This is a genomic window from Streptomyces sp. NPDC031426 (assembly GCF_055581585.1).
The window spans coordinates 156,356-175,684 of the sequence record NZ_JBVIJE010000008.1; the positions used below are offsets into that span (position 1 = coordinate 156,356).

Annotated in this window: 21 protein-coding genes; 13 read left to right on the plus strand and 8 right to left on the minus strand. The window is 72.5% G+C overall.

The features are described from left to right. The first annotated feature begins 50 nt into the window (after positions 1-50). A complete protein-coding gene (locus ACZ5NH_RS18470) occupies positions 51-932 on the plus strand; it encodes an SIS domain-containing protein (RefSeq protein ID WP_468776452.1) in 882 nt (293 codons plus the stop codon). A 31-nt stretch (positions 933-963) separates the two neighbouring features. Then, positions 964-1,836, plus strand: coding sequence for a class II fructose-bisphosphate aldolase (locus ACZ5NH_RS18475; RefSeq protein WP_468776454.1), 873 nt, complete (start codon positions 964-966; stop codon positions 1,834-1,836). Here ACZ5NH_RS18475 and ACZ5NH_RS18480 read toward each other — a convergent pair. Continuing rightward, positions 1,823-2,956: a methyltransferase gene (locus ACZ5NH_RS18480; protein ID WP_468776935.1), complete on the minus strand. Its 1,134-nt coding sequence runs from the start codon at positions 2,954-2,956 to the stop codon at positions 1,823-1,825. The two genes, ACZ5NH_RS18475 and ACZ5NH_RS18480, sit on opposite strands and share 14 nt — an antisense overlap. A gap of 80 nt (positions 2,957-3,036) precedes the next feature. Here ACZ5NH_RS18480 and ACZ5NH_RS18485 point away from each other — a divergent pair, with 80 nt between their 5' ends. Both ACZ5NH_RS18485 and ACZ5NH_RS18490 read left to right on the plus strand, forming a co-directional pair. Then, positions 3,037-3,753, plus strand: a complete 717-nt coding sequence (locus tag ACZ5NH_RS18485) for an alpha-ketoglutarate-dependent dioxygenase AlkB family protein (RefSeq protein WP_468776456.1) — start codon at positions 3,037-3,039, stop codon at positions 3,751-3,753. Between the two features lie 36 nt (positions 3,754-3,789). Then, positions 3,790-5,028, plus strand: coding sequence for an ROK family protein (locus ACZ5NH_RS18490; protein WP_468776459.1), 1,239 nt, complete (start codon positions 3,790-3,792; stop codon positions 5,026-5,028). A 391-nt stretch (positions 5,029-5,419) separates the two neighbouring features. Here ACZ5NH_RS18490 and ACZ5NH_RS18495 read toward each other — a convergent pair whose 3' ends face one another. The 5 genes from ACZ5NH_RS18495 to ACZ5NH_RS18515 form a co-directional block, all read right to left on the minus strand. After that, positions 5,420-5,617 carry a DUF1272 domain-containing protein gene (locus ACZ5NH_RS18495; protein WP_468776461.1) on the minus strand — a complete coding sequence of 66 codons (198 nt, stop codon included), beginning with the start codon at positions 5,615-5,617 and terminating at the stop codon, positions 5,420-5,422. A 127-nt stretch (positions 5,618-5,744) separates the two neighbouring features. Beyond that, the gene (locus tag ACZ5NH_RS18500) at positions 5,745-6,656 is read right to left on the minus strand and encodes a phosphotriesterase family protein (protein WP_468776463.1); all 912 of its coding nucleotides are present in this window, start codon (positions 6,654-6,656) and stop codon (positions 5,745-5,747) included. Continuing rightward, entirely contained in the window at positions 6,653-7,237 is a 585-nt protein-coding gene (locus tag ACZ5NH_RS18505; RefSeq protein ID WP_468776465.1) for a DUF4865 family protein, read from the minus strand. The genes ACZ5NH_RS18500 and ACZ5NH_RS18505 overlap by 4 nt, the downstream gene beginning before the upstream one ends. A 17-nt stretch (positions 7,238-7,254) precedes the next feature. After that, entirely contained in the window at positions 7,255-7,644 is a 390-nt protein-coding gene (locus tag ACZ5NH_RS18510) for a (R)-mandelonitrile lyase (RefSeq protein WP_468776468.1), read from the minus strand. A 5-nt stretch (positions 7,645-7,649) separates the two neighbouring features. Further along, positions 7,650-8,240 (minus strand): TetR/AcrR family transcriptional regulator, encoded by a 591-nt coding sequence (locus tag ACZ5NH_RS18515; protein ID WP_468776470.1) that lies wholly within the window; start codon positions 8,238-8,240, stop codon positions 7,650-7,652. Positions 8,241-8,469: 229 nt separating this feature from the next. Here ACZ5NH_RS18515 and ACZ5NH_RS18520 point away from each other — a divergent pair, with 229 nt between their 5' ends. From ACZ5NH_RS18520 to ACZ5NH_RS18530, 3 genes are read left to right on the plus strand one after another with little or no spacing between them, the layout of a single operon-like run. Further along, positions 8,470-8,763, plus strand: coding sequence for an SHOCT domain-containing protein (locus ACZ5NH_RS18520; RefSeq protein WP_468776473.1), 294 nt, complete (start codon positions 8,470-8,472; stop codon positions 8,761-8,763). After that, a complete protein-coding gene (locus ACZ5NH_RS18525; protein ID WP_468776475.1) occupies positions 8,760-9,506 on the plus strand; it encodes an ABC transporter ATP-binding protein in 747 nt (248 codons plus the stop codon). Before ACZ5NH_RS18520 ends, ACZ5NH_RS18525 begins: the two co-directional genes overlap by 4 nt. Next, positions 9,503-12,064 carry an ABC transporter permease gene (locus ACZ5NH_RS18530; protein WP_468776477.1) on the plus strand — a complete coding sequence of 854 codons (2,562 nt, stop codon included), beginning with the start codon at positions 9,503-9,505 and terminating at the stop codon, positions 12,062-12,064. Before ACZ5NH_RS18525 ends, ACZ5NH_RS18530 begins: the two co-directional genes overlap by 4 nt. A 371-nt stretch (positions 12,065-12,435) precedes the next feature. On the opposite strand, the gene ACZ5NH_RS18535 is transcribed toward ACZ5NH_RS18530, so the two are convergent. Together ACZ5NH_RS18535 and ACZ5NH_RS18540 are read right to left on the minus strand one after the other, a co-directional pair. Next, positions 12,436-13,026: an ATP-binding protein gene (locus tag ACZ5NH_RS18535; protein ID WP_468776479.1), complete on the minus strand. Its 591-nt coding sequence runs from the start codon at positions 13,024-13,026 to the stop codon at positions 12,436-12,438. Positions 13,027-13,279: 253 nt separating this feature from the next. Beyond that, on the minus strand, positions 13,280-13,603 hold the full coding sequence (locus tag ACZ5NH_RS18540) for a hypothetical protein (protein ID WP_153542731.1): 324 nt from the start codon (positions 13,601-13,603) through the stop codon (positions 13,280-13,282). Positions 13,604-13,971: 368 nt separating this feature from the next. Between ACZ5NH_RS18540 and ACZ5NH_RS18545 the strand changes: the two genes are divergently transcribed. The 6 genes from ACZ5NH_RS18545 (at position 13,972) to ACZ5NH_RS18570 (ending at position 19,283) form a co-directional block, all read left to right on the plus strand. Continuing rightward, a complete protein-coding gene (locus tag ACZ5NH_RS18545) occupies positions 13,972-15,096 on the plus strand; it encodes a PLP-dependent cysteine synthase family protein (protein WP_468776482.1) in 1,125 nt (374 codons plus the stop codon). Positions 15,097-15,329: 233 nt separating this feature from the next. Further along, a complete protein-coding gene (locus ACZ5NH_RS18550; RefSeq protein ID WP_468776484.1) occupies positions 15,330-16,532 on the plus strand; it encodes an ATP-binding protein in 1,203 nt (400 codons plus the stop codon). Then, on the plus strand, positions 16,529-16,930 hold the full coding sequence (locus ACZ5NH_RS18555; RefSeq protein WP_468776487.1) for a roadblock/LC7 domain-containing protein: 402 nt from the start codon (positions 16,529-16,531) through the stop codon (positions 16,928-16,930). The genes ACZ5NH_RS18550 and ACZ5NH_RS18555 overlap by 4 nt, the downstream gene beginning before the upstream one ends. Next, positions 16,927-17,301 carry a DUF742 domain-containing protein gene (locus tag ACZ5NH_RS18560; RefSeq protein ID WP_351205475.1) on the plus strand — a complete coding sequence of 125 codons (375 nt, stop codon included), beginning with the start codon at positions 16,927-16,929 and terminating at the stop codon, positions 17,299-17,301. Before ACZ5NH_RS18555 ends, ACZ5NH_RS18560 begins: the two co-directional genes overlap by 4 nt. Continuing rightward, on the plus strand, positions 17,276-17,878 hold the full coding sequence (locus ACZ5NH_RS18565) for a GTP-binding protein (RefSeq protein ID WP_468776490.1): 603 nt from the start codon (positions 17,276-17,278) through the stop codon (positions 17,876-17,878). The genes ACZ5NH_RS18560 and ACZ5NH_RS18565 overlap by 26 nt, the downstream gene beginning before the upstream one ends. Positions 17,879-17,978: 100 nt before the next feature. Next, positions 17,979-19,283 carry a cytochrome P450 family protein gene (locus ACZ5NH_RS18570; RefSeq protein WP_388629269.1) on the plus strand — a complete coding sequence of 435 codons (1,305 nt, stop codon included), beginning with the start codon at positions 17,979-17,981 and terminating at the stop codon, positions 19,281-19,283. Positions 19,284-19,329 lie beyond the last annotated feature (46 nt).

Sequence of the window (19,329 nt, forward strand, 5' to 3'; positions counted from 1 at the left end):
GAAAACTCGCTCTATCTTGCAGGAACAATCAGCAAGGGGAGGGTGTGGCCATGAGCCATGTCGAGAACGAGCTGAACAGCCAGCCGGAGTGCTGGATACGGGCGGCCGAGGAGGCGGGGCGGTACCGGGACGCACTGCCGGGGCCGGCGGAGCGGGTCGCGATCGTGGGGTGCGGGACCTCGTACTTCATGGCGCAGGCGGTGGCCGCCCTGCGGGAGGGCGCGGGCCGGGGCGAGACCGACGCGTTCGCGGCCTCCGAGTTCCCGTACGGGCGCTCGTACGACCGGGTGGTGGCCCTGACCCGCTCCGGCACCACCACCGAAGTACTGGAACTGCTGGGCGAGTTGAGGGGCAGGACCCGGACCACGGCCGTCACCGGCGATCCGGACACCCCGGTGGCCTCGGCCGCCGACGACCTGGTAGTCCTGGACTTCGCCGACGAACGCTCCGTCGTCCAGACCCGGTTCGCCACCACCGCCCTCACCCTCCTGCGCGCCCACCTCGGCCTGCACACCGACTCCGTCGTCGCCGACGCGCGCACGGCCCTCTCCACCCCTCTTCCCGAAGGCCTGGTCGCCTGCACCCAGTTCACCTTCCTCGGGCGCGGCTGGACGGTCGGACTCGCCAGCGAGGCCGGGCTGAAGATGCGCGAGGCCTCGCTGTCCTGGACCGAGGCGTATCCGGCGATGGAGTACCGGCACGGTCCGATCAGCGTCACCACCGTGGGCACGGCCACCTGGATGCTCGGCGAGGCGCCCGACGGGCTCGCCGAACAGGTCCGCACCACCGGCGGCCGGTGGATCGCCGGCGGGCTGGACCCGCTCGCCGAGCTCGTCCGCGTCCAGCGGCTCGCGGTCGCCGTCGCCGCCGCCCGCGGCCTCGACCCCGACCGGCCGCGCCACCTCACCCGCTCGGTGATCCTCGCCCCCTGAGCCAAGACCCGCGCCCGGAAGGACACCTCACGTGCCCCTCGCGTCCACCGGCGAGCTGGTCACCGCAGCCGCCGAAACCAGATCCGCCGTCGCCGCTTTCAACGTCATCACCCTGGAGCACGTCGAGGCCGTCATCGCCGGCGCCGAGTCGGCCGGCGCGCCCGTCGTGCTCCAGGTCAGCGAGAACGCCGTCAAGTTCCGCTACGGGCGGCTGCTGCCGCTGGCCAGGGCCGCCGTCGCCGCCGCGGAACGCGCCGCCGTTCCCGTCGCGTTGCACCTGGACCATGTGCAGAGCGACCACCTGCTGCGCCAGGCGCCCGACGCCGGGTTCAGCTCGGTGATGTACGACGCGGCCCGGCTGCCGTACGCCGACAACCTGTCCGCCACCCGGGCCGCCGCCGACTGGGCCCATTCCCAAGGGCTGTGGATCGAGGCCGAGTTGGGCCAGATCGGCGGCAAGGACGGCAGGCTCCCGCTGGACGCCCACGCGCCCGGCGCCCGCACCGATCCGGACCAGGCCCGCGACTTCGTGGCGGGCACCGGGGTGGACGCGCTCGCCGTCGCCGTCGGCAGCGTGCACGCGATGACCACCCGCACCGCCACCCTCGACCACGGCCTTCTCAAACGGCTCTCCACTGCGCTGTCCGTCCCGCTCGTCCTGCACGGCTCCTCCGGGGTCCCGGACGACGGCCTGATCGCGGCGGTCACCGGCGGCATCGCCAAGGTCAACGTCGGCACGGCGCTCAACGTGGCCATGACCGGCGCGATCCGGGACTTTCTCGCGGCTCACCCGGAGGCCGTCGACTCGCGCAAGTACCTCAGCGTGGGACGGGAAGCGATGGCCGACGAGGTGCGCCGGATCATCGGCGTCCTCTCCCGGACGCCAGGACCTAACCCTTCTTGACGGCCCTCAGCACCACGAACTTCGGGTCGGAGGCCACCAGTTCGCTGTTCCCGAACAACCGCCTCAGCTTCACGTGATACCCGAGATGCCGGTTCCCGATCACCCACAGCTCACCCCCCGGCCGCAGCGCGCGCCGCGCCCCCGTGAACATCCGCCACGCCGTCGCGTCGGTCGTGGCCTGATGGGAGTGGAAGGGCGGGTTGTTCAGGACCAGGTCCACGCTGCCGGGCGCGACCCCGGCCAGCCCGTCGCCGACACGGAACTCCGCGTGTCCCGGCACCCCGTTGGCCTTGTAGGTGGCCTCGGCCGAGGCCACCGCCTGGAAGGACTCGTCCACGAACAGCACCTCGGCCGACGGATCGGCGAGCGCCACCGCCGTACCGACCACGCCGTTGCCGCAGCCGAGGTCCACCACGCGGCCCGCGCCCGGGCCGGGCAGGTGCTGGAGGAAGAAGCGGGTGCCGATGTCGAGGTGGTCGGCGCAGAAGACGCCGGCGTGGTTGACCACCGGGCGCCCGGAGACCGCCCCGACGCCGTCCGGCAGTGTGTAGCCGTACGGCCATGGGTTCGCCGGCCGCTCCAGGGCCGGGTCCGGGGTGCAGAAGATCAGCCGGGCCTTCTGCTGTGCCAGCGAGGTCCGGGTCGGGCCGAGGATCCGCTCGAACAGCTGCAGCGTGGAGGTGTGGATCTCCTTCACCATCCCGGTGCCCACGACCACCGTGCCTGCGTGCACGGCGGGCGCCAGCCGCAGCAGCTGGTCCTCCAGCAGCGCCAGGCTCTTCGGCACCCGCACCAGCAGCGCGTCCACCCGCTGCGGCGGCGGATCCTGGGTGGTCAGCAACCGGACGGCACCGGGCTCGACACCGGCCCGCGCCAGATTCGCCCGGGTCGCCTCCTGGCTCAGGAAGGAGTCGGTGATCTGCGTCGGCCGGTGCCGCGCGAGCGCCGTGGCCAGCGCGCCCCAGCGGTCCCCGACCACCACGACCGAGCCGGTGAGCGGCACCCCCTCCTCGGCCAGGTGGCGCAGCAGGTACGCGTCGGAGGCGTCCCAGGCGCGCAGCCGGTCGCGCGGGTCCTCGGGGAAGCGGGACAGCTCGACCTCGCCCCACGGTGTCGTCATTCGGTCGCTCATCGTGCCTCCCAGGCTAGCGGAGCCGCAGTTCAGAGCTGGTGGGGCGGGCCTGCGGCAAGATGGAGCGTGTGGACGTGGAGCTGTTTCCCCGGGAGCGCGCGGAGGTCGCGCCGGGCGCCGTGCACGTCCCGGACTGGCTGGACGCGGGCCGGCAGCGCGAGCTGCTCGCCGCCTGCCGGGTCTGGGCGCGGCCGCCGGCCGGACTGCGCACCGTCCGCACTCCGGGCGGCGGCACGATGACCGCCCGGCAGGTCTGCCTCGGCCGGCACTGGGGTGTCGTGCGCCGGTGCCCGAACTGCGGGCGGGCCGTACGGGACAACCCGGACTGCCCCGGTTGGCACTCGTACCCGTACGCCTACGCCCCTACGGCCGTCGACGGCGACGGCGCCCCCGTGAAGCCGTTCCCGGCCTGGCTCGGCGAGCTGGGCCGCCGCGCCGCCGTCGCCGCGCTGGGCCCCCAGGAGCCGTACGCGTACGACATCGCACTGATCAACTTCTACGACGGCGAGGCCCGCATGGGCATGCACCGCGACAGCGACGAGAAGGCGGACGCGCCGGTGGTGTCGCTGAGCCTGGGTGACACGTGCGTGTTCCGCTTCGGCAACACCGAGACGCGCGCGAAGCCGTACACGGACGTGGAACTGCGCAGCGGTGACCTGTTCGTCTTCGGCGGACCCTCCCGGCTCGCCCATCACGGGGTTCCGCGGGTGTACGGCGGCACCGCGCCGAGCGAGTTGGGTCTGTCCGGACGTCTGAACATCACGCTTCGGGTCAGCGGCCTGTAGGCCGCCGCACCTGCGGATCATGGGAGACTCGCCCTCATGAGCGGCAAGGCGGATCCCCGGACGGCGGGGGAGAGGACCACCTCGAGGGCGCGGCTGGACCGAGGGCGCGGAGCGCTCGGACCCGCGCTGGAGCTGGTGCACACCGGGCGGGCGCCGACCCGGGCCGTGCTCACCGCGGAACTCGGGGTCACCCGGGCGACCGCCGGTGCGGTGGCCGCCGAGCTGGAGGCGCTCGGGCTGATCCGGGTGGACGCCCGGCCGGGCGCCGCGGCCGGCTCGCAGGGCCGCCCCTCGCACCGGCTGGAGGTCGCCGAGGACGGCCCCGTGGCGCTCGCCGCGCAGGTCCACGCCGACGGCTTCCGGGCCGCGCTGGTCGGCCTCGGCGGGCGGATCGTGGCGACCGCGCCCGGCTGCGAGACCGTCGACGCCGACCCGGCGAAGGTGCTCGGCTCGGTCGTCGAGGCGGGCGCGGAACTGCTGCGCACGACCGGCCGCCGCTGCGTCGGCGCCGGACTCGCCGTGCCGTCCGCCGTGGCCGAACCCGACGGGCTCGCCCTCAACCCCCTGCACCTGGCCTGGCCGGTCGGCGCTCCTGTCCGGCGGATCTTCGCGGAGCGCGTGCGCGCGGCGGGCATCACCGGTCCCGCCTTCTGCGGCAACGACGTCAACCTCGCCGCGCTCGCCGAACACCGGCACGGCGCCGGCCGGGGCGCCCGGGACCTGCTGTGCGTGGCCACAGGACACCGCGGCGTCGGCGGCGCGCTCGTCCTCGACGGCCGTTTGCACACCGGCAGCTCGGGGCTCGCCCTGGAGGTCGGCCACCTCACCGTCAACCCGGAGGGCCGGCCCTGCCACTGCGGCAGCCGCGGCTGTCTGGACGTGGAGGCCGACCCGCTGGCCCTGCTGGCCGAGGCCGGCCGCGAGCCGGGTCCCGAGGTGTCGTTGCTCCAGCAGGCCAACGACCTGCTGCGCACCCAGTACGACGACCCGGCCGTCCGCACGGCCGCCGAGGCCCTGATCGACCGTCTGGGCCTGGGCCTGGCCGGACTGGTCAACATCCTCAACCCCGACCGCATCATCCTCGGCGGCCTGCACCGCACCCTCCTGGACGCCGACCCCGGCCGGCTCCGGGCGGTCGTCGCCGACCGCAGCCTGTGGGGCCAGAGCGGTGGAGTACCGATCCTGCCCTGCACCCTGGACCACAACAGCCTGGTCGGCGCGGCGGAACTGGCCTGGCAGCCGGTCCTGGACGACCCGCTGGGGGCACTGCGCTGACGGCGGTCCCGGTCACCCCGCCGGGACCTCGCCGTCAGCCGGTGGCGGCACTTGTCACCTCGGCCGGGCGGGACCGCTGCGCCCAGCGCAGCGCCGACGGCGCCAGGAGCCCCGCGCACCCGAGCCGGAGTACCAGCCCTGGGCGTGCGCCGGAGGGCGTAGCGCAGCTCGAAGGGTCCGGCGGCATGGCGGAGTTCGCCCAAGGACGTGGACGCCCACCCCCGAGCAGGATCAGCAGGACGGCGGACCAGGCCGGCATCCCGGAGGCCAGAGGCGATGAGGCCAGGAAGGCGAAGCCCGCCTGCCGCCACGCACGTGCCGCCCGGGCGCCGGAGTCGATATTCCGGCCGGACAGGTGAGGGCGGCCGGAGAAGCCGGAACTCCCCGTCGATCAGGGCCTTGTGGGACAACCGGCCGGTCTGCGTGGTCTCGCGACCGGTTCGCCGCCGCAGTTGGGGCAGATCTGTCCCAGAGCCTCGCCGCACGCCTCGCAGAACGTGCACTCGTAGGAGCAGATGCGAGCCGGGCCGTCGGCAGGCAGGGCGGTGCTCGAACAGCGCTCGCAGCGTTCGCGCATCTCCAGGGCCATGGCCTTGTCGTCTCCTCGGGGCGGGTGGGACCGGTTGTTTTCCGCCCACCCATTCTGCGGACGGCCGACGGAGCGGGAACCGTCCGGCGGGACAGGGATCGATGCGATCGGGCCACGCCCGATCCGCTCACGTCCAGTCGGCCGCGAACGCCCGTCCGGGATGCTCGGTGAGGATGCGATCCACCAGGCCGGCACCCAGCACGGCGGCCAGCCGGGGCCGCAGCCGGCGCAGCAGGTACGGCATCCCGGGCCCGCCGTCGACCGAGCGGGCTCCGGCGACCACCGTGTCGCCGCCGAGCAGCAGCCGGTCGCCGAAGCCGGCGTCCGCCAGGGCCCGTACCGCCTCCGGCATCCGCCAGTCGGTGGCGTGATGGGCGCGGGACGGCCCGTCGAAGGCCAGCCAGCAGCCGGACTCGGCGGCCTGCCGGTGCACCACCGGGTCGGGGAAGCGGTTCAGATGGCCCAGGATCACCCGTTCACCGGGCACCCCCAACTCGCCGCACAGCAGGTCGAGTACGTCCGGCGCGCCGGTGCCCAGCTCCAGGTGCACGGCGATGGGCGCACCGGTGGCGTGGTGCGCCTCGGCCGCCGCCCGCGCGGTCCAGCGGGCGTGCGCGTCCAGCGCGTGGAAACCGCCCGCCACCTTGATCAGCCCGGCCCGCACCCCGCTCGTGCCGATGCCGTCGGTCAGCTCGGACACGAACAACTCGGTGAGGCCGTCGCCGCGCAGCCTGTCGAGCACCTCGAAGTCGTAGTGCGCGGCTTGGTGCAGGCCCGTGGCGCAGAGCAGCCGCACACCCGTGGCCCGGGACAGCTCCGGCAGGTCCGCCGCCCGCCGCCCCATGCCGTACGGCGTCCACTGCACGACGGCCGCTCCGCCCGCCGCCCGGAACGCGGCCAGCTCGGCCCGCGCGGCCGACAGGTCGGTCAGCTCCTGGCCCGGCAACCGCGGGCTGCGCAGGAAGAGATGGTCGTGCGCGTCGCACACGCCCAGCTCCGCGGGCCGTATGTCACCGAGGACCGTACGGACATGGCTCACCACTGCCGCCCGCGCGGGAGCCGGTCACGGCCGGGCGCGGACAGGTGCAGCACCTGGTAGAGGTCTCCGTCGGCCTTCGGCGTGTCGTGCTCCCAGAGCGAGAAGTGGACCAGCTCCCACGCGCGCGTGTCCACGGCCGCTGCGGCGAGAACCGCGCCGTCCTGCGCCGCCAGCCGCCCGGTCTCGGCCACCGCGTCCGCCATGAACGCGGCCAACTCGACGCCCTCCGGCACCGGTTGCCGCCGCCGCAGGGCGAACGCGGGCGCGGCCCCGGTCGCGGTGCCCTCCTCGAACGCCAGCCCCGTCCACTGCCGGATCGCCGGCCGCCCGAAGTCGTCGACCGGCCCCTGGAAGGCTCCTCCCCACAGGAAGCTGTTCATGCCCTCCATGGTGTTCCAGAGGTAGAACGGCCCGTACTGGTTCACCGGCGAGCCGTGCACCCCGCGCTCGCGCAGCACGTACGTCTTGATGCCGAGGCCGTGCCAGCCGTCCAGCAGATGCGCGACACGGGCGACGCGGGAGCGGATGACGCCCATGTCGTAGTCGGCGGGAAGGGTGAACTCGTACTGCATGGCGTGCATCTCGCGCATCCCCTTTCTCAGGCGGGGTAGTCGGCCACGTGCATGTGCCACTCGGTCGTCGTGCCGTCCTCGGCGGCCTCCACGACCGCGAGATGGGTCATGAAGGTGCGGGGCGCGGCGCCGTGCCAGTGCCGTTCCCCCGGCTCGATCCACACCGTGTCGCCCGCGCGGATCGCCTCCACCGCACCGCCTTCGCGCTGCACCAGGCCCTCGCCCTCCAGCACGTGCAGCAACTGCCCGTTCGGGTGCCGGTGCCAGGCCGTGTGGGCGCCCGGAGCGAAGTGGACGTTGAACATGCGCAGCCGCGAGGGAGCGGCCGGGGCGGCCATCTCGTCCAGCCAGACCGTGCCGGTGAAGTTCTCCGCCGGGCCCTGCAGGGTGTCGGAACGCCGTCTGGTGATGTGCATGCGACTCAGTTCTCCTGTCCGGGGGTTCGCGGTGCGAGCAGGGAGAGCAGACCGCGCACCCCCGCGTCGAAGGCGGCGGGGGAGCCGGAGGCGCGGGCTAGTACGTAGCCGCCCTGTACGGTCGCGAGGACGGCCGCGCCGATCTCCTCGCCGTCCAGCCAGGGCGCGAACTGCCCCTGCCGCTTGCCCTCTTCGACGATCCCGGCGATCCGCTCCCGGACCCACGCGATCGTCTCGTCCACCGGTGCGCGCAGCTCGTCGCTGGCGACGATGTCCGGGTCCATGGTCAGCCGCCCGACCGGGCAACCGCGCAGCACGTCGCGCTCGCGCAGCAGATACGCCTCGATGCGCTCGTACGGCGTGCCCGGGCCGCCCAGGACCCGCTCGGCTGCGGTGCGCAGTTCCTCCGCGGTTCGCCGGATCGCCGCCAGGGCGAGGTCCGGCTTGCCCTTGAAGTGGTGGTACATGCTGCCCTGGCCGGCCCCCGCGCGCTCCAGGATCGCCTTGGGGCTCGTGCCCACGTACCCGCGCTCCCACAGCAGCTCACGGGTGGACTCGATCAGTCGTTCCGAGGTGTTCATAAGATCACTGTACATACTAGTAGTTACAGTCCGCCAGGTCCCCCTGCTATCCGCCAGTCCCCAGCAAGTCACCGCGGACTCCCTGGGCGAGTCCCGGGGGAGCAGTCCGCCACCCCCGCCGTACTCCCCGGGAGGTACCCGCACTGCCGCCGGCCGCACGACGACCCGGACCCCCTCCGGGAGGGAGCCTCGTGGCATCCCCGAGGACCGGGGACCACGCGACCGACAAGGGAGATGACCCGAGATGCAGACCCTGGCCGACTGGGGCGGCGGCGGACCCGGCCCCTGGATCCTGTTCTTCCCGCTGATCTGGGCGGCCGTCGTGATCGGCGCCGTCACCTTCCTGCGCCGCACCGGTTGGCGCGGACGCGGCGGCCCCTGGCGGGCCATGGACGGCGGACGCCCCGCGGGTGACTCACCGCTCGCGGTCCTCGGCCGCCGCTTCGCCTCCGGCGAGATCGACGAGGACGCGTACTGGCGCCGCCTGTCCGTCCTGGAGGAGCAGTTCGGCCGTGCCGGCAAGGGAGGCGCGGCATGACCACGACCGCACTGCGGGCCGCGGCCCGTGTGGTCGGCGCGGTGAAGGTGTACGGCGGTGGCGACACCGCCGTACGCGCCCTCGACGGCGTCGACGTCTCCTTCCCCGCCGGACGCTTCACCGCGATCATGGGCCCCTCGGGCTCCGGCAAGTCCACCCTCATGCACTGCGCGGCCGGCCTCGACACGCTCAGCTCCGGGGCCGCCTACATCGGGGACACCGAACTCGGCACGCTGGACGACCGCCGCCTGACCCTGCTGCGCCGCGACCGGGTCGGCTTCGTGTTCCAGGCCTTCAACCTGGTGCCCACGCTGACCGTCGCGGAGAACATCACCCTGCCCCTGGACCTGGCAGGGCGGCGCGGCGACCCGGATTGGATCGACGCGCTCGTCGACGTCGTCGGGCTGCGCGACCGGCTGCACCACCGGCCCTCGGAGCTTTCCGGCGGCCAGCAGCAACGTGTCGCGGTGGCACGGGCGTTCGCCGGGCGCCCCGATGTGGTCTTCGCCGACGAGCCGACCGGAAACCTCGACTCCCGCTCCGGCGCGGAGGTCCTCGGCCTCCTCGGCTCCGCCGTGCGGGAGATGGACCGTACGGTCGTCATGGTCACGCACGACCCGGTGGCCGCCGCGCACTCCGACGAGGTGCTCTTCCTCGCCGACGGGCGTCTGGTCGACCGGATGGAGTCGCCGACTCCCGACAAGGTGCTGGACCGCATGAAGGCTTTCGAGGTGCGGTCATGAACCCGTCGTTCCGGCTCAGCCTCACGTCCCTGCGGGCGCACCGGCGCCGGTTCGCCGGCACCTTCCTCGCCGTGTTCCTCGGCGTCGCCTTCCTGACCGGCACCCTCGTCATGGGCGACACGCTGCGCGCCAGCTTCGACAGCATGTTCGGCGAGGCGACCAGCGGTACGGACGCCGTCGTACGCGGCGCCGACGCCATCACCACACCCGGCGAGGCCCAGGGCGTACGGCGGCCCGTGGACACCTCGCTGGTGAAGACCGTCGAGCGGGTCCCCGGCGTGGCCGCCGCGGCCCCGGACATCCAGGGCGCCGGGCAGCTCGTCGGCTCCGACGGGAAGCCGGTCGGCGGTCAGGGGCCGCCCACGATCGCCGGCAACTGGATCACCGACCCGCGGCTCAACCCCTACCGGCTCGCCGAGGGCCGTGTTCCCGCCAGGCCGGGCGAGGTCGTGGTGAACCGCGGTGCCGCGAAGAAGGGCGGTCTGAAGATCGGTGACACCACGACCCTGCGCACCCCGGACCCGGTGAAGGTCACCGTCGTCGGGCTCGCCACCTTCGGCGGCCAGGACGGCATGGCCCAGGTGACGTTCACCGGCATGACCCGGGCCGACGCCGAGAAGTACCTCACCGCGCGGCCCGGCCAGGCGGCGTCCATCGCGGTGCGGGCCGCACCCGGGGTGAGCCAGCGGGAACTGGTCCGGCGGCTGACTCCCCTGCTGCCCAAGGGAGTCGAGGCCATCACCGGTCAACAGTCGGCGCAGGAGAACACCGACATGATCTCCAGCCAGTTCCTGACCATCTTCACCACCTTCCTGCTGGTCTTCTCCGGCGTCGCCCTGCTCGTGGCCACCTTCTCCATCCACAACACGTTCGCGATCGTGGTCGCCCAACGCACCCGTGAGAACGCCCTGTTGCGTGCCCTCGGCGCGGCCCGCCGCCAGGTGACCGCCGCCGCCCTCGCCGAGGCCTGCCTGGTCGCGCTCACCGCGTCCCTCACCGGACTCGCGGGCGGCATCGGCATCGCCGCGGGCCTCCAGGCGCTGTTCCCGGCGATCGGATTCCCGTTCCCCGACGGCGACCTGGTGATCAAGACCCTGTCGATGGTGCTGCCGCTCGCGGTGGGGATCGTGGTCTGCCTGGGCTCCGCACTCCTGCCGGCCCGGCGCGCCGGACGGACGGCGCCGCTCGCCGCCCTGCGCGAGACGGCCGTCGACAGCTCCGGTGCCTCCCGCGTCCGGGCGGTCACCGGGGTCGTCCTCGGCGCGCTGGCCCTCGCCACGACCCTGACCGGCGTCCTGGTCTCCCCCTCCGTGTGGCTGGCGGGAGTCGGCGCACTGCTCGCCCTGGCGGCCTTCGTCGTCCTCGGTCCGGTCGCCGCCACCACGGCCGTACGGCTGCTCGGCGGCCCCCTGGACCGGCTGCGCGGGGTCACCGGCTCCCTGGCCCGGCGCAACGCCCTGCGCAGCCCGAAGCGGACGGCGGCCACCGCGAGCGCGCTGATGATCGGGGTGGCCGTCGTGTCTCTGTTCACCGTCTTCGGGGCCTCGCTGAAGGCCACGATGGACCAGACGGTGTCCCGGTCCTTCGCCGGTGACATTGCCGTCAGCAGCCCGTCCTTCGGCGCGGGCGGCAGCGGACTCAGCCCGCGGCTCGCCCCCGCGCTCCAGCGGCTGCCCCAGGTGGACACGGCCGTGGGCCTCGGCCGCGGGGTCGCCGAAGTCAACGGCAAGGGAAGGGCGTTGACCGTCACCGATCCGGCCGCGCTCGCCCGCACCTTCGACCTCGGCACGGTCACCGGCTCCCTGCGGGGCCTCGGCAGCGACGGCATCGCAATCACCCGGAAGGAGGCCGACCGGCAGCATCTGCGCACCGGCGACACGGCCAGGCTGACCTTCACCGACAGCAGGAGCGAGAACTTCACCGTCCGGGCCGTGTACGGCCAGTCCGAACTGGCCGGCGACTACGTCATCACCCGCGCCGCCTGGGCCCCGCACCGCACCCAGGACTCCGACACCCTGATCTCCGTGACCTTCAAGCACGGGGTCGGCGCCGACGCGGGCAAGGCGGCGGTGCAGAAGGTCGCCGCACAGTACGGCAACCCGTCCGTGCAGACCCGGGAGGAGTACGCGCAGTCGTCGGCGGGCGGCATCGACATGATGCTCACCCTCGTCTACGCGCTGCTCGCCCTCGCTGTGGTCATCGCCTTGCTCGGCATCGCCAACACGCTGACCCTCGCGCTGCACGAACGCACCCGGGAACTCGGTCTGCTGCGGGCCGTCGGCCAGACCCGCGCCCAGTTGCGGGCCATGGTCCGCTGGGAGTCGGTCCTGGTCGCCGCGTTCGGCACGGTGGGCGGTCTCGGACTCGGCGGCTTCCTGGGCTGGGTGCTGGTGAAGGCCTCCGACGGCGCGAGCGACACCGCGTTCGCCTTCGCCCTGCCGCCCGCGCGGCTCGCGGTGGTGGCCGTGGTCGGCCTGCTGGCCGGCGCGCTGGCCGGGCTCCGCCCGGCGCGACGGGCGGCCCGGCTGGACGTGCTGCGGGCCATCGCGACGGAGTGACTGCGTCGCTTCGGCCGGGGCGCCCACCCGGTGGGTCGGTTCGGACCGTGCGCGGGCGCGGGTAGGTTGTGGCCGGTCGCGCAGTTCCCCGCGCCCCTGGGAGTTGCCGCCCAGGCCCCTGAAGCACCGGGAAAGCGACGACTGCCCACAGGTGAGGCGCGCCTCAAGCGCGCGGCAACCGCAGCTCCCCCCAGGGGCGCGGGGAACTGCGCGACCAGCCCCCACGCCCCCGCAGCCCGCGGTCCGAACCGCCCCAACGGGTGGGCGTCCTGCCGCGACGCCGCAGGCCCCGTCACCGCCCGGTCAACCGGGAACGGTTGACCGGGCGGGAGCCTGGAAGCCGGTGCGGGCGGGAGCAGGGGACGCGGTCGTCACATGGTCGCGCTCGCCACCGGTGCCGTCGTCACGGGCGCCGCGGCGCTGAGGGCGACCCCGGCGCCCACCGGACTCCCCGCGGGAGCCTTGGCCGCCGCCGTGCCGACCCGGACCGGCGCCTGCCGTACCTCGGCGGCACGGCGCGGGGCATGGGCCGGATAGGGCCGTACCACCGTCGGGGCGGACAGCGTGAACCAGACGACCTTGCCGTTCTCGCCGTCCGGCCGGGCGCCCCAGCTCTCGCTCACCGCCGCCACCATCGCCAGCCCCCGCCCGCAGGTGGCCAGCGGACCGCCGTCCGACAGGTCCGCGACGTCGGCCGGCACCGGGAGCCGTGGGTCGTTGTCGCGCACCGAGACCGTGAGCCGGTCCGGCGCCAGCTCCAGCTCCACCGTGCACGACTTGTCGGGCCTGGCATGCCGGTGGACGTTGCTGAGCAGCTCCGTCACACCGAGCGCGGCCCGGTCTATCAACGCGTCCATGTGCCAGTAACGCAACTGCGCAGATACGATTCTGCGGACCTGGCCGATCCGCGACGGCAGGGCTTGGAGCTCCACCGTGCAGTGCCTGCTCGGATGACTGATCACGGCTGCGACTCCCCGATGTAGAGGTTCGAAAGAACCGGAAGAACACGGAGAACAACGGATCCAGCAGGGTGCTTGCGTCCAAACGTCCGCCTGCTGTCATGGCCGGCGGGCTGGTTCGCAGCGTTATCGCCGGTAAACCCAGAGTGACGTGAGACCAGCGTGACGCAGCGGATGCGGTCCCGCAACTCGCCGCGACGGACCGCTGCTCGGAGTAACGCGACCGGCCTGCTCCCGGCCGGCGGCCGTACGGCTGTCAGCCGCCGCGTCCGGCGGCCCGGCGCACCGCCTCGATGAACCGCCGTGCCGCGGGCGGACCCGGCTCGCCCGGGGCGGGGTCGTGCTCGCCCAGCGTCAGCAGGTACCGCTTGCCGTTGAGGTCGGCCAACGCCTTGTCGTCCGGCCGGAACCACGGCCTGGACGCGCGCACCGCCTGCACCGGGGCACTGTCGATCTCGCTGCCGTAGCTGGTGAGCAACTCCAGCCTGCCGTCGTTGATCCGGACCTGGCCGGCCCGGGTGAGCGAACGCAGCCGCTTGCCGATCCGCACGCCCGTGGCTGTGAACTCCGGCTCCGCCATCCTTCGCCGCCCCCTTGCCGTGTGCTTCCGCGATCCAGTGTGCGCTCGCGTCCGATCCAGTGTGCGTCCGCGTCCCGTCCGGCGTGCGCCCGCGCCCGACGGCGGCGTGCGCCTGCGTTCGGGACGATCGTCCCGTCGCGTGCAGTCTGCCCCGATGCGGCCGGGAGCACCAGTACGCGCGAGGCGCCCGCGAAAGCCGCCCGGAGCACTCCCGCCAATGCGCCCCGGATGCCTCGTACGCCTGTGCCCCAGGGCGGCTTTGGGTGGCTCAAAGATGCGTTTATGCAGGTGGGAAGCGGTGCGAAAGATGCCTATGCTCGAAATGCCGGCCGCGCGAGGTGTCGGCGCCCAGCCTAAGGAGCACCGCCGTGAGCACCACCCACCAGACCCGGACCGGCGCCACCCTCGACGTCGACCGCAGCGACGCCGCCTACCGCGACTGGCTGAAAGAGGCCGTGCGCAAGGTTCAGGCCGACGCCAACCGGTCGGCGGACACGCACCTGCTGCGCTTTCCCCTCCCCGAGCAGTGGGGCATCGACCTCTACCTCAAGGACGAGTCGACGCACCCCACCGGAAGCCTCAAGCACCGCCTCGCGCGCTCCCTCTTCCTCTATGGCCTCTGCAATGGCTGGATCCGCCCCGGTCGCCCGGTCATCGAGGCCTCCAGCGGCTCCACGGCCGTCTCCGAGGCCTACTTCGCCAAGCTGATCGGCGTGCCCTTCATCGCGGTCATGCCGCGCACGACCAGCGCCGAGAAGTGCCGCCTCATCGAGTTCCACGGCGGGCAGTGCCACTTCGTGGACGACTCCCGGAAGATGTACGAGGAGTCCGCCCGCCTCGCGGTGGAGACCGGCGGCCACTACATGGACCAGTTCACCTACGCCGAGCGGGCCACCGACTGGCGCGGCAACAACAACATCGCCGAATCGATCTTCCGCCAGCTGGAGTTGGAGCGCTTCCCGGAGCCCGCCTGGATCGTCGCCACGGCCGGCACCGGCGGCACCTCAGCGACCCTCGCCCGCTACGTCCACTACATGCAGTACGACACCCGTGTCTGCGTCGCCGACCCGGACAACTCCTGCTTCTTCGAGGGCTGGACCACCGGCGATCCGGACGTCACCTGCGACTGCGGCTCCCGGATCGAGGGCATCGGCCGGCCGCGCATGGAGCCGAGCTTCGTGCCCGGGGCGATCGACCGGATGATGAAGGTCCCGGACGCGGCCAGCATCGCCGCCGTACGGGCCCTGGAGCGGGCCATCGGCCGCAAGGCGGGCGGCTCCACGGGGACCGGGCTGTGGAGCGCGCTGAAGATCGTCTCCGAGATGGTGGCCGACGGCCGCCAGGGCAGCGTCGTCACCCTGCTGTGCGATCCGGGCGACCGCTACCTCGACAAGTACTACTCGGACGCCTGGCTCACCGGGCAGGGCCTGGACATCGCGCCGTACACCGCGGCGATCGAGACCCTGCTGGCCACGGGGGTGTGGCCGGACTGAGCTGGTCCCCGTCCCTTCGGCGGCCGGTGCCCAACGGGCGGGTGACGGGGTGGTGAGAGTTCGGTGACGTCTCAATTGTGCTTCTGGGCAAGTCGGTTGTGCCTGTGTGACTGATAAGATCATCCCACTTTTCGGTGGGCTGACGACGTGTCATGAACGCGTACGGGGGGACAGTCTCAAAGGCACCATCGCGCTCGCACGATTCCGGCGCGATGCGACTTGAAGAGAGTCTCATGACGTCATTGACCACGGATCCACTGCTGTGGATCTTGCTGGTGGTGCTCGTCGCTGCGGTCGTCGCAGTGATGCGGGCCCGGAGAACCAACATGGCGCTCCGAAGAACGAGAAAGGACCTCGAGGCAGGACTGGGACAGGCCCGCGGCGACGTCGGGCAGCTCCACACGCACATCGCCGCGCTGACCGCACAGCATCAGCGTGACCTCGCGGACGTACGAGCCGATGCGGAGGCGTCGACCAAGGCGGTGCTGAAGTCCGCCATGGGCACGCTCCAGTCGCTCGCCGAGGAACAGCAGGTCCTCCTGGACAGCTTGCTGAAGAAGTACGGCGACACCACGGAGGTCCTGGCCGACCTGATGACGGTCGACCACACCGGCAGCCAGTTCGGCCGCCGGGCCAAGGGCATCTCCGTGCTCTGCGGCGGATGGCTGGGCCGGCGTGACGGCGCGGCGACCGTCTACGACGTCGCCCGCAGTGCCCAGGGCAGGATCAAGGACTTCGACCGGGTCAGCGTCCACTCGCAGGTCAGCGTCTCCCTCGTCGGCAAGGCCGTCGAGCCGGTGGCCGTCGTACTGGCCGAACTGCTGGACAACGCGACGAACTACAGCGCGCCCGGAACGCCCGTCGAGGTCAACATCCAGACCGTGCCGACCGGTGTCTGCTTCATCGTGGACGACGCCGGACTGGGCATGGACCAGGAGACCAAGGACCGGGCGGCTGCTCTGCTGTCCGTGGACGGTCCCGTCGACATCACCGGTCTCGGCGATCCGCCGCGGTTCGGCTTCGCCGTGTGCGGCATGCTCGCCGCCCGCTACGGCTTCGCCGTCTCCGTCGGCTCCGTGTCCCCCTACGGCGGAGTGCGTGCAGTGATTCGTGTGCCCGAAAGTCTCCTCTCGGCCGACACCCCTTCCCCGGCGGCCGACGCCCAGGACACCGCGGTCCCCGAGGCCGCCCCGCAGCGCCTGGCGCCGGTCCCGGTCGTGGGTCCCTCGCACGTGGTGGGAACGACCTCGGGAGGTCTGCCCAAACGCCGGCGGCGCAGCGGCCCCGTCACGGTGGTCCCGTCCCTCGACAGCGCCGGTCAGGAGGAGACTCCCGAGCCGGTCAGCGAGGTGATGGCCTCACGGCTCGGGGCGTTCGCGCGCGGAACCCAGCTCGGGCGGACCACGAACACCACGGAAGGACCTGACAACCAGTGAAGATCGACCTGTCCTGGGTGCTGAACGACGTGCTCGAAGTACGCGGAGCCCGGCACGCGATCCTCGTCTCGGGAGACGGCCTGCTGCTGCAGCGCTCGGACGACATCGCACGCGACGCCGCCGAGACGAACGCCGCCGCGATGAGCTCGATGCAGTCGCTGAGCCGAGCCGTCGCGGGGTTCGTGGGAGCGGGACACGGAATCTGGAAGCAGACGCTGCTGGAGTACGACGGCGGCTGGATCTTCCTGATCGCCGCCGGCCAGGGCTCGTACCTCGCCGTCTCGGCCGCGCTGGACGTCGACATGGAGGCCATGTCCTTCCGCATGCAGAAGACGGTTGCCGCCCTCAGCAAGGCGATGAGTGTGGCACCGCGGTCGGAGAACGGTGCCGGGGTATGACCACGCCCGGCGAAGAGGCCTCCGTCACCAGTGAGTTCGTCCGCTCCTACGTCATCACCGGCGGCCGGACCCTGCCGGCCGCGGACGACCTGGCGCTGCACACCCTGGTCACCCTGGCTCCCGAGCGGACCCCTCCGCTGGGAGCCGGCCCCGAGGTGATGGCGATCTGGCAGCTGTGCGCGGGCGGCTACCTCTCGGTCGCCGAGGTCGCGGGCCACGTGGGACTGCCGGTGGGGGTGGCCCGGCTGCTGCTGACCGATTTATTCGAGCAGGGCCACCTCCTGCGCCGCGCCGAGCCGCCCCGGGCTCAGAACGTTGACAGAGCGACCCTCGAGAAGGTTCTGAATGGACTCCAATCCCTCATCGGCTGAGACGGCCCCTGGATCCATCTACGTCTCCAGCGCGGTGACCAACGCTGCCAAGATCCTGGTCGTCGGGCATTTCGCCGTGGGCAAGACGACCTTCATCGGCTCGCTGTCGGAGATCACCCCGCTGCGCACCGAGGAGAAGATGACGCAGGCGTCCCTCCACGTGGACGACCTCGGGGGCGTGGCGGGCAAGACCACCACGACCGTCGCCCTGGACTTCGGGCGTCTGACGCTCAGCGACGACCTGGTGCTGTACCTCTTCGGCACCCCGGGACAGCAGCGGTTCATGCAGTTGTGGGAGGACATGGCCCGCGGCGCGCTGGGCGCACTGCTCCTGGTCGACCCGGCCCGGCTGGAGGAGACCTTCCCCGTCATCGACCTCGTCGAGCGGTACGGCCTCGAGTACGCCATCGCGGTCAACGGCTTCGATCCGGGCGCGGTCTACGAGGAGGCGGAGGTGCGCGAGGCCCTCGATCTGCTTCCGGACACCCCCGTCGTCTACTGCGACGCCCGTGATCGGCAGTCCTCCGCCCATGCGCTGATCGCGCTCGTCCGTCACCTGCTCACCCGAGCCGCCTGACCCGCCCATCCCCCCGGACCACCGGCCCGGAGCCAGCAGAAGGAACCCCATGGACCGCCAGTCAGTCCCCGCCCCCGCCCCCGCCGACGCCAGATGCCCCATGCACGACGCCACGTTCGCCGCCGCCCCCCACCAGGTCTACGACCGGTTGCGTGCCCACGGTCCGGCCGGACCGGTCGAACTCGCCCCCGGTATCGACGCCACCCTGGTCGTCGGGCACGAGACGGCCCTGCGCGTGCTGCAGAACACCACACTCTTCGCCCGGGACTCCCGCCGCTGGAAGGCGCTGACCGAAGGGCACATACCGCTGGACCACCCGGTGCTGCCGATGATGGCGTACCGGCCCAACTGCCTGTTCACCGACGGCGCCGTGCACCTGCGGCTGCGCAAGGCCGTCACGGACAGCCTCGCCCGGCTCAACATCACCCGGATCCGCCGCGACGTCGAGCCGATCGCCGACTACCTGATCGACCAGTTCTGCGAGCGCGGCCGGGCCGACCTCCTCAACGACTACGCCAAGCTGCTGCCGCTGCTGCTGTTCAACAAGCTGTTCGGCTGCCCCGCGGACATCGGTGACACCCTCACCAGCGCCATGTCGGCGATCTTCGACGGCAAGGACGCGCTGCGCGCCAACGAGGAGCTCACCGCCTGCCTGATGGAGCTGATCGCCCTCAAGCGCCGCCGGCCCGGCGACGACGTCACCTCCTGGCTGATCCAGCACCCCGCCGGGCTGACCGACGAGGAGCTCAAGGACCAGCTGGTCATGCTGATGGGCGCCGGCGTGGAACCCGAGCGCAACCTGATCGGCAACGCCCTGCTCCTGCTGCTGTCACCCGACACCAGCGGACGCGACTCCGGGCTGCTGGTCGAGGAGGCGATCGATCACGTGCTGTGGAACCAGGCGCCCATCGCCAACTACGCCACCCACTACCCGGTCCAGGACGTGGATCTCGGGGGAGTGGTGGCCGAGGCGGGCACGCCGGTCGTCATCAGCTTCGCCGCGGCCAACACCGATCCCGCGCTGGCCGAGGCCCGCCGGAGGAACAGCAGGGGCGCGCACCTGGCCTGGGGAGCCGGTCCGCACGCCTGCCCGGCCAAGGACCCGGCGCAGGTCATCGCCGTCACCGCGATCGAGAAGATCCTCAACGCCCTGCCCGACCTGACGCTGGCCGTCCACGAGAAGGAACTGGAGTGGCGGCCGGGCCCGTTCCACCGGGCGCTGGTCGCGCTGCCCGTGGCCTTCAGTCCGAGCCCGGCCACCCATATCGCCGCCGCGCTGCAGGGCCGGACCGTCCCCGCGGCGGGCGAGCAGCCGCTCCCCACGGCTCCGGTCGCCGCCGCCCGTCAGGAGCCGGCCAGGAAGAAGGGCTTCTGGAGCACCTTCCTGGACATCTTCCGAGTCTGATGTGCGACATGCGGAGGTTTGGCGGGAGGCATGTGACAGGAGCAAC

Bases quoted from the DNA above. Each gene is read 5' to 3' on its own strand.
- ACZ5NH_RS18505 (WP_468776465.1), bottom strand. From the start codon at position 7,237: ATGCACGCCATGCAGTACGAGTTCACCCTTCCCGCCGACTACGACATG.
- ACZ5NH_RS18530 (WP_468776477.1), top strand. From the start codon at position 9,503: ATGAACCCGTCGTTCCGGCTCAGCCTCACGTCCCTGCGGGCGCACCGG.
- ACZ5NH_RS18540 (WP_153542731.1), bottom strand. From the start codon at position 13,603: ATGGCGGAGCCGGAGTTCACAGCCACGGGCGTGCGGATCGGCAAGCGG.
- ACZ5NH_RS18495 (WP_468776461.1), bottom strand. From the start codon at position 5,617: ATGGCCCTGGAGATGCGCGAACGCTGCGAGCGCTGTTCGAGCACCGCC.
- ACZ5NH_RS18560 (WP_351205475.1), top strand. From the start codon at position 16,927: ATGACCACGCCCGGCGAAGAGGCCTCCGTCACCAGTGAGTTCGTCCGC.
- ACZ5NH_RS18490 (WP_468776459.1), top strand. From the start codon at position 3,790: ATGAGCGGCAAGGCGGATCCCCGGACGGCGGGGGAGAGGACCACCTCG.
- ACZ5NH_RS18550 (WP_468776484.1), top strand. From the start codon at position 15,330: ATGACGTCATTGACCACGGATCCACTGCTGTGGATCTTGCTGGTGGTG.
- ACZ5NH_RS18510 (WP_468776468.1), bottom strand. From the start codon at position 7,644: ATGCACATCACCAGACGGCGTTCCGACACCCTGCAGGGCCCGGCGGAG.
- ACZ5NH_RS18470 (WP_468776452.1), top strand. From the start codon at position 51: ATGAGCCATGTCGAGAACGAGCTGAACAGCCAGCCGGAGTGCTGGATA.
- ACZ5NH_RS18570 (WP_388629269.1), top strand. From the start codon at position 17,979: ATGCACGACGCCACGTTCGCCGCCGCCCCCCACCAGGTCTACGACCGG.
- ACZ5NH_RS18565 (WP_468776490.1), top strand. From the start codon at position 17,276: ATGGACTCCAATCCCTCATCGGCTGAGACGGCCCCTGGATCCATCTAC.
- ACZ5NH_RS18525 (WP_468776475.1), top strand. From the start codon at position 8,760: ATGACCACGACCGCACTGCGGGCCGCGGCCCGTGTGGTCGGCGCGGTG.
- ACZ5NH_RS18480 (WP_468776935.1), bottom strand. From the start codon at position 2,956: ATGACGACACCGTGGGGCGAGGTCGAGCTGTCCCGCTTCCCCGAGGAC.
- ACZ5NH_RS18515 (WP_468776470.1), bottom strand. From the start codon at position 8,240: ATGTACAGTGATCTTATGAACACCTCGGAACGACTGATCGAGTCCACC.
- ACZ5NH_RS18520 (WP_468776473.1), top strand. From the start codon at position 8,470: ATGCAGACCCTGGCCGACTGGGGCGGCGGCGGACCCGGCCCCTGGATC.